Raw genomic sequence first — 15,389 nt, forward strand, 5'->3', positions numbered from 1 at the left:
GATGAATCAACCCTACGATGAATCAACCCTACGATGAATCAACCCTACGATGAATCAACCCTACGATGAATCAACCCTACGATGAATCAACCCTACGATGAATCAACCCTGCCATGAATCAACCCTAGGGATCAAGGGGGGATTTATAACCAGCTACTTAGAGAAAGTAAACCTAAATGAGAAGTCGTGGGAAAACTTATGAGTGATATTGAACTTCGGCAGTCAGTTTATGACCTTCTTTCATCCCTGAGAGGATTGGATGCGCTCAAAAAATTATTCTGGTCTGAGTTAAATTACGAGCGAGAAAATCAAACCCTGTCCCGACGCAATTGGCCAGATAAAGCAGTAGAAGCATTAGCAGAAGATCCAATCCTATTAGCTTCTGGGGGGGAAGATTTTCAGGTTATTTATGCTCGTCTCAACTCTAAGCAACTGCTGCTCAATTTAGAGCGTCTTGTCGTCACTCAACTGCTAAAAAACCATCCCTACACTCTCTTTGTTTTCTCTGATTTCCACCAAGAACGGTGGCATTTTATCAATGTTAAATATGATGTAAAACAAGAAAAAAGGCAAGTCTTGCGGCGAATTACAGTGGGTCCGGGGGAACAGTTACGAACCGCCACAGAACGCCTAAGTTTACTGGATTTAGATAATATTAGTTCCGAGTCTCCTTTAGCGATTCAGGAACGTCATGATGAAGCTTTTGATGTTGAGAAAGTTACTAAGAAATTTTTTGAACAGTATCGCTCGGTCTTTGAAAAAGTTGAGCAATTAATTACCAAAACTCTCCCTAATGCTGACCAGAGAAGACTATTTACTCAGAAGCTGTTTAATCGCCTGATGTTTATTGTTTTTATCCAGAAAAAGGGTTGGCTGAAGTTTAACGAACAAACAGACTATCTAGAAACATTATGGCAGGATTATCAGAATGATAACAGCACCTCGGACAAAAACTTTTATCATAATCGCTTGACTCATCTGTTTTTTACGGGACTGAATAATCCCCAACAAACGGATATTATTAGTATCAATAACGGTGGTTTTCTTCGGCAAATAATTGGCACAGTTCCCTATCTTAATGGGGGATTATTTGAACAAGATGAGGATGACCGCAATCCTAATATAATAGTACCCGATCAGGCGATCGATGTTATCTTACATAAACTTTTTAGTAATTTTAATTTCACGGTGACTGAGAGTACACCCCTTGATGTGGAGGTAGCAGTGGACCCAGAAATGTTGGGAAAAGTGTTTGAGGAATTAGTCACGGGAAGACATAAATCAGGTAGTTATTACACACCTAAACCGATTGTTTCTTTTATGTGTCGGGAGGCTTTGAAGGGATATTTAGGAGGCTATGAAGCCTTAGTTGATGAACATAATGTAGAGCAGATAAACGTTCCAAAAGCTCGTGATCTTTTGCAGAAACTGAGCGAAGTGAAAATAGTAGATCCTGCTTGTGGAAGTGGCGCTTATCTATTAGGTATGCTGCATGAACTACATTCGCTTACTCGTTTGCTTGACACCCGCGCTCAACCGGAAAATGCTCGTGATGATTACCACCGTAAACTCAATATTATTCAAAATAATCTCTATGGTGTAGATATTGATGAATTTGCGGTAAATATTGCTCGATTACGTCTTTGGCTATCACTAACTGTAGAATTTGACGGTGAGCATCCTGAACCGTTACCTAACTTAGATTTTAAGATTGAATCTGGTGATAGTCTCACTGCTCCTAATCCAGAGAATGTAGGACAGTACACTCTTCGAGGCCAGATAATTCGCCAATATAGAGATGCAAAAAACTCTTATCTGACAATGAGTGAAGGAGTTCAAAAGCAAATTTTAAAACAAAAAATCAATGAATTTAAAGCTGAAATTGCTTTGATAACCCATGGAAGTAATAAGGTTAACGGATTTGATTGGGCCGTAGAATTTGCTGAAGTTTTTTCACAAAAGGGGTTTGATATTGTCTTAGCTAATCCGCCTTATGGTGCGACTGTTGGTGACAGGGTGCGCGATCTCTATTTTGACCGTCTGACTGATGGCGCACAATCCAAAGATACTTATGGTTTATTCATGGCCCGTGGCTTGCAGTTGCTACGTTCTGGCGGTCAATTATGTTACATAGTTTCTGATACTTGGCGGACTATTAAAACTCACAAACCTTTAAGAAAGCGATTTCTTGAAAGTACCACTATTGCTCATTTTATCGATCTGCCTTCTTGGGTTTTTGATGCTACAGTTAATACTTGTATTTTGACCGTTGCTAAAAATACGGCATCTGAAAGCCATGATCTAATCGCCGCAGATTTGCGTAGCCTTCAAATCGGGGACTGGAATAAACTAACTGAGAACCTAGATGCGATCGCTGCTCATAGTGTGGATTTACAAACGATAGATTATGCTCGTTATACTTATCCCCAATCTTTGATAGCTACTTATGATAACTTGTCACTTTTCATCGGTTCACCCAAGCTTTATCAGTTGTTGAGCAATAGTAATTTTTCTCGCTTGGGGACAATAGCTGATGTAAAAGTAGGACTTCAAACGAGTGACAATGATTACTATCTTCGTAAACGTAGAGGAGCAAGGGGAAGTTATGAAATATTAGACGATAGTAAATTACTTACTGATGCTGATATTGCAGGCTTAAGTGATGATGAAAAACTAAATGGAGTAGCTCTCAATAAGTATAATAATCGCTGTTTTCTGCCCTTTGATAAAGGCGGCGAAAGTAATACTGATGAAGGTTGGCTTCCCAATTACTATGTACCGACACAATATTTGATAGATTGGTCAAGAGATGCTGTCCATCGCCTCCGCACTGCTACTATTGCTGATGTTAAACGGCGAAAAAAAGAATTCAATAAGATTGAACCACAAGAGGAACAAAGGATTGCCTCTCGTTTTCAAAACTCAGAATATTATTTTCAAGAGGGGATAACATTTTCGCCTACTGGTATTTATAGTCCTACTTTTCGATTGGGAAGTGGCTGTATTTTTGGCAATAAAGGTTCAACTATTTTTGTTAGAGGGATTGAATCAAGAGTTTTACTAGGATTTTTAACTTCTATTGTCTCTCGTTATTTACTCAAGAGCTATGTATCCCATACAGTTGAAACAGGGGAAGAAGTTTTAACACGACTGAGATTACCTTCATTAAGTCCTGATTTGCACGATAGAATCAAAACTTTAGTTGAAAGTATTATTAATCAACAAAAGCATAATCAAAGCTATCCCTATCATTTACATGAACAAAAAGAAATTGATGCCATTATTTATCAACTCTATGAATTAGACTATGAGGATATTCGTGAAATAGAACTTTGGTACTGTCGCCGCTATCCTAAACTAGCAAAAGCTCAGGGAGTATTAGCCGAAGTAAAAGAAAAGTATGAAAGACATATAGAACACTGTAGTCGAGTTTTGACAAAGCCTCCTACTTACTGGAAATCTCATCCAATTCTGAGTCTGATTGCTCAAGGTGAAGGAAGCAAACTAGAGTTCAAAGAAACTCTAAGAGTAGATATTAAGACAAATACAAAAAATAAAGATGTTCTTCTTGCATCCTTAAAAAACATTACAGCCTTTTTAAATACCGATGGTGGTACTCTTCTCATTGGAGTTTCTGATAATTTAGAAATAAAAGGACTTGAGCCAGATTATACTGTTGGAAAAGGAAAAAATAAGGATGGTTTTGAGAATAATTTACGACAAATTATGGAGTCAAAAATTACACCTTATCCACTTCATCCTAATAAAGTTTTAGTGATGGTAGAATTTTTTACGCTTCCTGAAGGAGAAATTTGTCAGGTTGAAGTTAAGCCCCTGGATTTATCAGAAATTGCTTATCTAGAAGGTAAAATTTTCATTAGAGATGGAAATAGAACTAAGGAATTGAAAGGCGACACTCTAGAATCTTGGAAACAGAAAAGAAACCCATCATTAAATTAGTGCAAAAATGCTTAGATGCCAAAGGGGTTAACTGTGAAGAATGGGAGAAAGAGATAGATGAGAGAGTAGCGGCATTGTATGGATTGTAAGGGGTTAGATACCCGAATTATTAAAGAAGTCGGGTTTCTGAAATCATCACACAATTTCGATTTCTTTATTAAGTAGCTGGTTATAATTAAGTTAAAAATGGATTTTAGGTCTGATCCCCCCTGCCCCCCTTGATAAGGGGGGTGCCGATCCCCCCTGCCCCCCTTGATAAGGGGGGTGCCGATAGGCGGGGGGATCTGAAAGTTTTTAACACCTACCTACTTAACCTCTCTTGCTAGTCAAAACCTTAGTCTCCCTTGAGATGCGCTGCACCAACTTTTTGATAGAGAATATGTAGAGCCTCAGCAGCTTGTCTTGCTAGAGCGTACCATTCAGGGTTTTGTACACAAGCTGGATGGGAAACAATAAAACGCTCCAAGGAATCACTAACCATCGCTGTTCTGTCAAGTAACTCATGACATCCGAATGTACCCGGTTTGAATTGCTCAAGAACTTGTTGTTCTTGTTCTTGGAGGAAGTCTTTTAACTCTTCTTGACGCTCTATTTCAATAGCGTTATCCTTAACCACAACCATACTATTCAATTCAGTCATTCAACCCTCCAATTCAGCTTGCCGTAGAATGTTTTTGTAAGTTCCGATAGGTATATCATCTGACAGTTTACAAGGAACGGTAACTTTACTCAGCTTGACAGGGTGTTTAAACTGACGATGGCTTCCTTTTTGCGAAACTTGCAACCAACTATCATCAATTAGGCGACGGATAACCTCACGAACCCTCATACCCTTAATTTTAACCTACACTTATCTTATCGAAAATTTGGGTTTAAAACCCCGTCCTTTTAGGACGGCTTTAAGCTACAATGGAAAATGAAGTCAACTTCTTAAAGAAGTCGGGTATCTGAAATCATCACAGAAGAGGAGAAATAACAAGAAGGATTTCCTAGACTGTGAACCTTAAGATTGTTACAAGATGCTAAAATTAGGAAAACCTGCTAAAATCAGGATATGCCAGCTAAAGATACCTTTCACCATGCTGTCCGAAATGCACTCATAAAAGCAGGTTGGACGATTACCCATGATCCTTTTACCTTAGAGTTTGAAGATGTTAACTTTTATGTGGACTTAGGAGCAGAAAAAGTTATTGCAGCACAAAAAGAACGAGAAAAAGTTGCCATTGAAATCAAAAGTTTCTTAAGAGATTCAATTGTTACAGAACTACATTTAGCCTGTGGACAATATCTTAACTACCGTTTTGCTCTTTCAGAAATTGAACCTGATAGAACCCTATACTTAGCCATCCCTAATGATACTTATGAAGTGTTTTGTCATAGCCGTTTTGTTCAAAGAATTCTAGAACATTATCAAATCAAAATTATTGTCTATAACCCTGAAATAGAGGAGATCGTAGAATGGCAATCAACTACATTGAATTAGTTAAATCCCTAATTGAAGAACAAGCTAAAATTCAGCAGTCTAGTGAAATTTCCCTAGAAATAATCTTTGACGATCTGAGGAAACATTATTTATTAGTACAAGTTGGTTGGCATAATAATCATTGGATTTATGGATGTCTTTTACATTTAGATATTATTAACAATAAAGTTTATATTCAACAGAACAACACAGAAATTTCAGTAGCTGAAAAGTTAGTTGAACTAGGAATTCCTAAAACAGATATTGTCATCGGATTTCACTCTCCATTTAAACGAAAATTCACAGAATATGCCATTAATTAGGAGTACAAATAAAATGGAAAAACAAATTATAAAACATTAGAATTACCAATAGAATTAATTCAAGAAACTCTCTCTATTCTAGATCGTGAAACTGCCGTCTTAGTTGAGCAAGCTTTATCCTAAACTACCATGAAAATACAAGGAATTATCAAAGGCAATACTATCGAGCTATTAGAGGATTTATCTCTTCCTAATGGCGTAAAAATTTCTCGGTCAATCCCCGATAATTTAATTCAAAAAAAATTATTGTGGGAAGACTTAGAAACTCTTATTGGAGTATGGAAAAATCAACCAGAACTCGATGATATTTTTTCTGAAATTGACCAAGAACGCCATGCCGATCTAGGTGTGGAAATTAAATTCGATGATTAAGCCGAAAATTCATGTATTTACTGGATACTAACATCCGTATTGCCATTCTCAAAGGGAATCTGACGGTCGTTTCACATTTTAGACTTAAGTATCAGGAATCTTACCTGTCCACTTTAGTCTTAGGGGAGCTATATAAAGGAGTTTATTGCTCAACTCAGCTAGAACGTAACTTAGATACATTAACTAGATTTGCCAACCAGTTACCGATAATAGCTTTTGATCAACAAGCTGCAATCGAATTTGGCAAAATTCAATCTGAACTTAGAAAAATTGGCAAACCAACAGGACAGTTAGATGCTTTAATCGCAAGCGTTGCTCGTTCTCGGCAGGATATTTTAGTAACCGATAATACTCGTCATTTTGAAAATATTTCTAATCTAGTAATAGAAAACTGGTTACAGCCCTAAAATTCAAAAATTGAACTATGCCTACCCACGACATCATCGACAATCGCCAGCAAAAATTAGTCGATAACATCAACCAAATTCTTCACTCTTCAGAAGCCGCTCATTTTGCCGTCGGTTACTTCTTCCTCTCCGGCTTTACTGCGATCGCACCTCGTCTCGCCACCATCCCACAAATGCGCCTCCTGATTGGCAACACCAGCAACCGGGAAACCATCGAACAATTAGCAGAAGGCTACCGCCGCTTAGAATTAATTAAAAACCATCTGGAAGCACAAGAATATCCCAAACGGACAGAACGCAAGCAGATGGCAACAGAAACCGCCGATAATATTCGTTCCAGCGTCGAACTAATGGACCAAACAGATCAAGCAGAAACCTTAGTAAAAAATCTGGTTCTTATGATTGAAGAAAAACGCCTTCAGGTGCGAGTTTATACTAAAGGGCGACTCCATGCTAAAGCCTATATCTTCGACTACGGGACAATTTATAACCAGCAGGGACAACCTTTGGAACGTCAAGAAAAAGGCCTTGCTATCGTTGGTTCTTCTAACCTTACTTTATCAGGAATTTCCCACAATACCGAACTTAATGTTATCGTTCACGGTAATGAAAACCACGCCAGTTTAACAGAATGGTTCAATCAACTTTGGCAGGAAGCAACAGAATTTGATGAAACACTGATGCAGTCTTTAAAACAGTCTTGGGCGATGATGCCAGTACGTCCCTACGACATCTATATGAAAACTCTCTATATGCTCGTGCGCGATCGATTGACAGAAGAAACTGCCAGCGAAATGATGATAGATAACGAAATTACCGAGAAACTAGCAGACTTTCAAAAAGTAGCAGTTAACCAAGCGATCAAACTCATCCGCGAGTACGGAGGTTGTTTCGTTTCCGATGTGGTAGGACTAGGAAAAAGCTTCATTGGTGCTGCCATTGTCAAACGCTTTGAACAAGTGGAAAAAGCCCGCCCCTTAATTATTTGTCCAGCGCCACTGGTGGAAATGTGGGAACGCTACAACGAAATTTATCAACTTAACGCCCGCGTTTTATCGATGGGATTGCTGCGGGAAGATGAAACCAGTGGCATCAGAGTTTTATTAGAAGATTTTAAATACAAAGATCGAGATTTTATCTTAATTGATGAAAGTCATAACCTGCGGAATGCCGCAACCCAAAGATATAAAATCGTCGAAGCCTTTTTAGCAGCCGGGAGACAATGCTGTTTTTTAACAGCAACTCCTCGCAATAAAAGTGCTTGGGATATTTACCATCAGATTAGGCTCTTTCATCAAGATGATAAGACAGATTTACCCATAGATCCGCCCGATCTAAAAGAGTATTTTAGATTAGTAGAGAAAGGGGAAAAACAGTTACCTGACTTGTTATCTAATATCTTGATCCGGCGCACTCGCAACCACATTTTACGCTGGTACGGCTTTGATGCCAAGACTCATAAACCCGTAGATGCAGACAATTTCAAGGATTATTTAAACGGAAATCAACGCGCTTACGTTATTGTGGGTGGTAAGCATCAGTTTTTTCCCAAAAGAGAACTACAAACCATTGAATATAGTATTGAAGATACCTATCAAGGACTTTACCAGGAACTGCGCCAATATTTAGGGAAATCTCGCCAACGGCAACCAGCCAACCCTCGTAAAAATGAACTTTGCTATGCTCGTTATGGTTTGGGAAATTATGTATTACCAAATAAGCGCAAACAAGAACCATTACTCAGTTTACAAACCGGGGGAGCAAATTTAAGAGGACTGATGCGAGTCCTGTTATTCAAACGCTTTGAATCTAGCGTTTATGCCTTCCAACAAACTGTTAAGAAATTACTGCAAGTCCATCAACGCTTTCGAGAAGCTTTACGCCAAGGAATTATCCCCGCCGGAGAAGAAGCTCAGGCAATTCTCTATGAGCCAAACAATGGGGAAGAACAAGACATTATCGATGCTTTGCGTCAGGCATCTGGGAAGTATGATATAGCTGATTTTGATGCCACAATATTACAGAAACATCTTGAGCATGACATCCAATTGCTAGAGAAAATTTTGCACTTAGTTGAGCCAATTACCCCAGACAAAGATGCGAAATTACAAACTCTCAAAAATTGGTTGAATAAACCTCCGCTGCAAGATAGCAAGTGCCTCATCTTTACTCAGTATGCTGATACCGCCTATTACTTATATCAAAACCTCAATCCTAACGGCGATCGAGACGATCTAGAAGTCATCTACAGTGGCGATAAAAATAAGGCGCGGGTAGTGGGAAGATTTGCCCCCAAAGCCAACAAATACTATAAATTACAACAGGGAGAGTCGGAAATCAAAACTTTAATTGCTACCGATGTTTTAGCCGAGGGTTTAAACCTACAAGATGGCCACCTGATTGTTAATTATGACCTGCATTGGAATCCCGTCCGACTTATTCAAAGGTTTGGTCGGATTGATCGGATTGGCAGCGAGAATGATGTGGTTTACGGCTTTAATTTTCTCCCAGAGACGGGATTGGAGCGGAATCTAGGATTACGGCAAAAACTCAAAAACCGCATTCAAGAAATTCACGAAACCATCGGGGAGGATGCGGCAATTCTCGACCCAACGGAACAGCTTAACGAAGAGGCTATGTATGCGATTTATGAAAAAAGTGGTAGTCATCAATTAAGTTTGTTTGAAGATGAGGGAGAATTTCTCGACCTCAATGAAGCGGAAGAAATTCTCAGACAACTCCAGCGAGAAAATCCGGCTGAATACGAACGGATAGCTAACCTGCCTCATGGCATCCGAACGGCTCGCTTTTCTCTCAATAAGGGCATAATTGTCTTCTGTGAAGCTTCTTATCCGAACCGCAAAGATTGGAAGGGCTACCAGCAATTATATTGGCTCGATGAACAGGGAGAGATCAGATCAAAAGATACTGCCCGCATTTTAGGAATGCTCAAAACCAACCCAGAAGAAGCAGCACTGCCGCTGCCCAAAAATTACAACCAAGCAGTCATGCAAGTCAAGGTGAAATTTGCCCAAGAAGTCCAACACCGCCAATCGGAACGGGAGTACAGCCGTTCTCTGACTCAAGCACAGCGCTACGTCCTGCGAGAATTGGGACTACTGTTCAAAACCACGCAGGATGAAGAAATCCGCAAGCAGGTTAACCTATTAGAACAGGCCTTTCGCCAACCGATTACCACTGTACTCAAGCGCGAGTTAAACCTGATTAAGCGCCGTAGCCTGACAGGAGAAGCTTTGTTTAGCGAACTGAAGAAATTATATAGCCAACATGAGATGCGGGACTGGTTAGATCGCCGCCGCTTGCAAGGTGAGGAGCAACCAATTCCCATCATTATTTGCAGTCAGGCTTTAGTTTAGAAACGGCGATAAGTAGGTGGGTGGAATTAAATATAAGATGAACGTAGCGACTGTATCGCCAGTTCTTCCATCGGGTTCGGCTTCACCTTCCCGTTAACGTAGTCGCAAGCTTCCGCAAACGCTTTCAGTGTCGCCTCGATAGCGGCCACCTGTTCGGGTGTTACTTGGAGTTGGCAAGATCCGGTCAGGACTGGTTTCATCCCCTCATTAATAATCAACACATGAGGATTTTGAGGAAGATGCAAGAATTTATTGGCGATTTTCGGGACATCGAACCCCTCAAAGCCGAACGGTAGGGACTCACGCGGTTTCGTTGAGAAAATTGTCGGAAAAGAGATATTAACTCAGAAAGCGATTATACTCAATGATCGAAGACTATTGACCAGCGATCGATGAACCAAGACAACGAGATTAGTCATTTACTAGACCTCATGCCTGCTTCGGGACGGATGATGACGCGCATTGTCAGCAAACCCGAAAGCAGTAAGGTAATCGAAACTAATTTTCCCCTGCCCTGGCAAAGAGGAGTCAGACCGATTCCAATTAATTTTGACCTCTGGCGGCAATTATCAAGACCCCAACGGGATTTAGTCTTGTTAAGGGCTGTCTGTGTTTTAACGGCAGTAAAATGGTTTAAACCCGATCTCGATCGAGTAATTGCTCTGGCTGGTATGATCGGTTTAACCGTGGAAACCCTGCAAACCGATGCCGTCGGTATGGCAGTAGCGGGGGGTTTAACTGCCTTGGCAATTAACCGGATTTGGCGGGAAAAACGCAGCCCCCAACGGGAATTAGATGCGGATGAAGCAGCCCTAAAAGTGGCCGTTAGACGCGGTTACACGGAAACCGAGGCCGCTAAGGGTTTATTATCGGCTATTGAGACTATAGCTGAAATTGAGGGGCGATCGAGTCTCAATTTTAACGAGTTATTGCGCTGTCAAAATCTGAAAAAATTAGCCAATCTCTCCTTTGTTGGTGTTCCCGATCAGGTGAGACAATCTTAAGGTCAGGAGCCGGTCGTCAGGAGTCAGGAGGCAATAGGTAATCTCCCCCCCTCTGTCACCCATTCCGGCGTTCCCTGTTCCCTAAAATCAGAGAGTCTGTAAACTTAAAATAACTACTATAAAAATATCTTTCCCCTTGCTCAATGGCTGCAATTGACTCTTTAGAAAAAGTCTTAAAATATCACTTTGGCTACGATCAATTTCGACCGAATCAACGCCAAATAATTGAGGCTGCTTTAAATAATCAGGATTTATTAGTAATTATGCCCACCGGAGGCGGTAAATCTCTCTGTTTTCAGCTACCTGCTTTAATCAAAAAAGGGGTGACGGTGGTGGTTTCTCCCCTAATTGCTTTAATGCAGGATCAAGTAACTGCTTTAGCTGATAATGGCATCGGGGCAACATTTCTCAATAGCACTTTAAATGCTAAACAAGTCAGAGAAAGAGAATCTTTAATCCTGCAAGGAAAAATTAAACTGTTATATGTCGCGCCAGAAAGATTATTATCGCCTAGTTTTTTAGATTTTTTAGCTGTTATTGATAATTACCTCGGTTTAGCCTGTTTAGCAGTGGATGAAGCTCACTGTGTCTCCGATTGGGGTCATGATTTCCGCCCTGAATATCGACAAATTAAACAAGTTCGTCAACGCTTTCCCTCCGTGCCAATTTTGGCTTTAACTGCCACCGCTACCCAACAGGTTAGAGAAGATATTATCCAACAATTAGGATTGCGAGATACTTCCATTCATATTGCTAGTTTTAATCGTCCTAATCTTTATTATGAAGTTCAACCTAAAACCAGTAAATCTTATCAGCAATTGTATCAATATATTAAAGGACAAAAAGGAGCAGGAATAGTTTACTGTATCAGCCGCAAAACCGTCGATAAAGTTGCAGAACAGTTGCAAAAAGATGGTATTAATGCCCTACCCTATCACGCGGGTATGGAGGATCGGGAAAGAAGTAACAATCAAACCCGTTTTATTCGGGATGATGTGCAGATTATGGTGGCAACAATTGCCTTCGGTATGGGGATTAATAAACCGGATGTACGCTTTGTCATTCATTACGATTTACCCCGCAATTTAGAGGGATATTATCAAGAATCAGGCCGTGCGGGTAGGGACGGAGAACCAGCTAAATGTACCCTCTTTTTTAGCTTTGCCGATGCCAGAAAAATTGAGTATTTTATTAACCAAAAAACCGAGCAAAATGAACAACAGAAAGCTCGTCAACAATTGCGACAGGTGTTAGATTATGCCGAAGGGAATGAATGTAGAAGATCGAGTGTACTAGGCTACTTTGGAGAAAGTTTTGCGGGTAACTGTGGTAACTGTGATAACTGTCGGAATGGTACAAATAACCAGGATTGGACGATCGAAGCACAAAAATTTTTATCCTGTGTGGCGCGGACGGGACAGAAATTCGGTATGATGCACATAATCAACGTACTCAGGGGAGGAAAAGGTGAAAGAATCACCCAATATCAACATCATTTATTATCTACTTATGGCATCGGTAAAGATAAAACTGTCGGGGAGTGGAAACGTTTAAGTCGTTCCCTTGTCCAGCAAAATCTACTGGTAGAAACTGAAGACAATTTTAGAATCTTGAAACTTAATCAACACAGTTGGGAAGTGATGCGGAAACAACGTTCCGTGTTTATTGCCGTCCCCCAAAAAGCTAACGGTCAAATCGTGGGAGACGACAATCCCAATACGCTGGAAAGTGATTTATTATTTGATCGCTTGCGACAACTGCGGAAAAAAATTGCCGATAGTCAAGGGGTTCCTCCCTACGTTATTTTCCATGATTCTAGTCTGCGTTTGATGGCCCAATCAAAACCCCGGAGTTTAGGAGAGTTTCGTCAAATTTCTGGAGTAGTACAAAGCAAAGTGCAGCAGTATGGTGATATATTTATAGCGGCAATTAATGATTTTTGTCAGGATAGTCTTCCCTCTACTCAATTCCTCACTCTCCAATACTATCAAGATGGTTTGAATGCGGAAGAAATCGCTCGCAAAAGAAGCTTAAAAGTCTCAACCATCTATGAACATTTAGCTAAATTGCTGGAAGCGGGTTACGAAATTGATATTAATCAGTTAGTCTCTAAAAATAAACAGGAATATATTCGTTTAGCGATTAAAAAAGTGGGTGATCAATCCCTGAAAACTCTCAAAGAAAATCTGGGAGATAATTATAGTTATGAGGAAATTAAATTAGTTGTTGCTTGGCAAAGACGACCCCGGCAATAAGGCCAGAGGAACTCTTTTGATGCAACCCTCCACTTTAAAAGCGATAATAAATAATCAGTTTTTAATAACCGGATTTAGTATTACAACCAGTGGGTTAATCCGCTCAAAAATTGCTTTTTCTGGGGTTGAAACATTTTCAACCCTGATTTTTATCATCCAGGAAAAATAACTTCTAGGGGAGCGGGAATCATCTCGCTACGAAAGTCAAGAATCTGGACTAGGATTAAATAGGCAACGGCGATTAAAATCGAAATTGCTCCCGTGATAATGGCGATAATTTTAGCAGAATTCATATAATTAACCGTTAATTTCCTGAGATTATTGATCTATTCCCGCAAAAGCTACCGAAATTTATTCTCATCTACGATTGCGAGGATAAACAATTCAAACTGAAGATATCTTACAGCACAATTCTCCGAGGCGATCGAGAGGAGGAAAATCTTTACCGAATCAAGGTTAGTTACGGTTAAAGAGATTTTGCCATCAGTTCCACGAAAGAATAGGGTTTATCAGCTAGGAGAACATTCAGAATTTTGACTAATCCCGAACTGAGGTTCAGGTTGAAACCCAGTTTGACGAGAGATAGTCCTTGCGGCTCAATGTATAGACTAAAATATATGGTAAAGCTTATAATTATTTGTTATTTGAATCTATGCAACCAGCAAAACCCTTGCTATAATCGACAATATATGGTAATAGACCAATTCCATCCGCTGCATCCGCATCGGCATCCCCAAAGTTGATCAACCTCGCTTTGTTTTAAGGTAGGCTAAGGTCTGCCTTACTTTTTTGGGTTGGGAAGCACTGGAGTTGGGGGAAAAGAGGAAAATGGGTCATTAAAGCTTAATTATCAGGAAAAAGCTCTGATCGTGTCTAAATTCTAGCTTTCTTTCGGGGCAAGCTTTCGGGTGATCAATAACTAACAGAAACTAAATTTTCGAGTTGTTGTTAGAAAATAGGCGAGCGCTCGCTTATAAAATAAGAGTTTCAGCACTTATGTGTTGACAGGGATTTTCCGAGATAGAAGAGCGATAAGATTTTTATTCACCTATGATAAACCTATGGCCTAAAATAATCATAAGGAGACAACATCACTCAATTTAAACTACTGACAGGAGAAGGAAAAGTCGGGACATACGGCGACTTGTTAAAATTAGGTAGTAGAGGAGATCACTTAACCCCTCATCATCTACCATCCAATGCGTATATGAAAGCGAAAATCAAAGGTTACACAACTAATCAAGGAATTGCTATCATGATGGAACACTTATCCCCCGGAAAAGGAGGTCGTCATCGTCAAACCTTATCTTATGGTAAAAGTCCAGACTTAACCCTTTCCCCTCGACAAACCTTAGCACAAGAAGTTTGGGATATTCGCTCAATTTATCTAGGTCAAGGATTATATAATGCAGATATTAGAAAGGGATTACAAGAACTCATTCAACTTAATAAAACTACCTGGTCAACCTTTTTTGATTAAGGAGCAACAACCCCATGAATTTAATAAAAATCCTACAAGAGAATCGCTTAATGAAAACACCCCAAGAAATTAACTTATTTGAGGAAACATTAGAAAAACTTGCCAAATATCCTGATGATAAACATTTAAAAGACTTACATCTTATCCTAGATGATAACTGTGAACATCCTGAAATTATGTTTAGTTTATTGCATTTTTTAGAAGATTTTGAAACCCAACAACAAATACAAGCTTTTATTGAAGTGATTCCTCAATTAATGATAACTGCACCAGAATGGACAAAAATCATTCACTATCGAATGATTAATGATGAATCTGCTGTTAAAATTTATCAGAATAGTCTGGAATTAGCCAATCAAAAAACACCTCATTTTTTGTATCAACTTTTACTAGAAAGCGTCAAAAATTATATTAATTCATCCTCGGAGGTCATCTTAACCTAAATTTTTGTATGACTTATAGAAATTAAAATGATATTTTGGTATCTGTAATCCCTTAAAAAATGTCGCTTTTTCTGGCATTTGTTCAACCTTGATTAATTTAATTTGAGACTCAGTGACTTCCCCCAACCCCCCAAAAGCCTGGATTGGGTAATAAAATCAAAAGTAAACCGCTCAACTAAACTTACTCAAACTTACTTAAAAGCCTGAAAGCTTAGTCATTCGTAGTGGGTCAAGCACTACAGGATTAAACGGCAAACCCTTTATTCCCTGGTCAATGACATCAGGAATTACTTTTCTAATGATGTT

At 39.5% G+C, this 15,389-nt stretch carries 13 protein-coding genes; 10 read left to right on the forward strand and 3 right to left on the reverse strand.

Annotation, left to right across the window (positions count from 1 at the left end):
• Positions 1–198 precede the first annotated feature (198 nt).
• A complete protein-coding gene (locus O9290_RS25285; protein WP_288087656.1) occupies positions 199–3,960 on the forward strand; it encodes an Eco57I restriction-modification methylase domain-containing protein in 3,762 nt (1,253 codons plus the stop codon).
• A 334-nt stretch (positions 3,961–4,294) separates the two neighbouring features.
• Here O9290_RS25285 and O9290_RS25290 read toward each other — a convergent pair whose 3' ends face one another.
• Positions 4,295–4,600, reverse strand: a complete 306-nt coding sequence (locus O9290_RS25290; protein ID WP_069474551.1) for a hypothetical protein — start codon at positions 4,598–4,600, stop codon at positions 4,295–4,297.
• A complete protein-coding gene (locus O9290_RS25295; protein ID WP_069474552.1) occupies positions 4,601–4,789 on the reverse strand; it encodes a type II toxin-antitoxin system HicA family toxin in 189 nt (62 codons plus the stop codon).
• Positions 4,790–5,014: 225 nt separating this feature from the next.
• Between O9290_RS25295 and O9290_RS25300 the strand changes: the two genes are divergently transcribed.
• The 7 genes from O9290_RS25300 to recQ all read left to right on the forward strand — a co-directional run bounded on the left by O9290_RS25300 (position 5,015) and on the right by recQ (position 13,160).
• Positions 5,015–5,443, forward strand: a complete 429-nt coding sequence (locus O9290_RS25300) for an element excision factor XisH family protein (RefSeq protein WP_190359534.1) — start codon at positions 5,015–5,017, stop codon at positions 5,441–5,443.
• Entirely contained in the window at positions 5,419–5,745 is a 327-nt protein-coding gene (locus O9290_RS25305; protein WP_190359535.1) for a XisI protein, read from the forward strand. The genes O9290_RS25300 and O9290_RS25305 overlap by 25 nt, the downstream gene beginning before the upstream one ends.
• Before the next feature lie 129 nt (positions 5,746–5,874).
• A complete protein-coding gene (locus O9290_RS25310) occupies positions 5,875–6,117 on the forward strand; it encodes a hypothetical protein (RefSeq protein WP_069474553.1) in 243 nt (80 codons plus the stop codon).
• A gap of 11 nt (positions 6,118–6,128) precedes the next feature.
• Positions 6,129–6,524 (forward strand): type II toxin-antitoxin system VapC family toxin, encoded by a 396-nt coding sequence (locus tag O9290_RS25315; RefSeq protein ID WP_002763455.1) that lies wholly within the window; start codon positions 6,129–6,131, stop codon positions 6,522–6,524.
• A 17-nt stretch (positions 6,525–6,541) separates the two neighbouring features.
• A complete protein-coding gene (locus O9290_RS25320) occupies positions 6,542–9,901 on the forward strand; it encodes a helicase-related protein (protein ID WP_288057528.1) in 3,360 nt (1,119 codons plus the stop codon).
• A gap of 392 nt (positions 9,902–10,293) precedes the next feature.
• A complete protein-coding gene (locus tag O9290_RS25325) occupies positions 10,294–10,905 on the forward strand; it encodes a DUF3318 domain-containing protein (RefSeq protein WP_002760436.1) in 612 nt (203 codons plus the stop codon).
• 143 nt (positions 10,906–11,048) lie between these two features.
• Positions 11,049–13,160: a DNA helicase RecQ gene (gene recQ, locus O9290_RS25330; RefSeq protein ID WP_288057529.1), complete on the forward strand. Its 2,112-nt coding sequence runs from the start codon at positions 11,049–11,051 to the stop codon at positions 13,158–13,160.
• A gap of 152 nt (positions 13,161–13,312) precedes the next feature.
• Here recQ and O9290_RS25335 read toward each other — a convergent pair whose 3' ends face one another.
• Positions 13,313–13,453, reverse strand: a complete 141-nt coding sequence (locus O9290_RS25335) for a hypothetical protein (protein WP_002760440.1) — start codon at positions 13,451–13,453, stop codon at positions 13,313–13,315.
• A gap of 914 nt (positions 13,454–14,367) precedes the next feature.
• On the opposite strand from O9290_RS25335, the gene O9290_RS25340 reads away from it, so the two are divergent.
• Positions 14,368–14,640, forward strand: a complete 273-nt coding sequence (locus tag O9290_RS25340; protein WP_002760442.1) for a hypothetical protein — start codon at positions 14,368–14,370, stop codon at positions 14,638–14,640.
• A gap of 14 nt (positions 14,641–14,654) precedes the next feature.
• Entirely contained in the window at positions 14,655–15,083 is a 429-nt protein-coding gene (locus tag O9290_RS25345) for an Imm30 family immunity protein (protein WP_002760443.1), read from the forward strand.
• Positions 15,084–15,389 lie beyond the last annotated feature (306 nt).

Source organism: Microcystis sp. LE19-41.2A (assembly GCF_027530405.1).
GTDB classification, from domain to species: Bacteria; Cyanobacteriota; Cyanobacteriia; order Cyanobacteriales; family Microcystaceae; genus Microcystis; species Microcystis aeruginosa.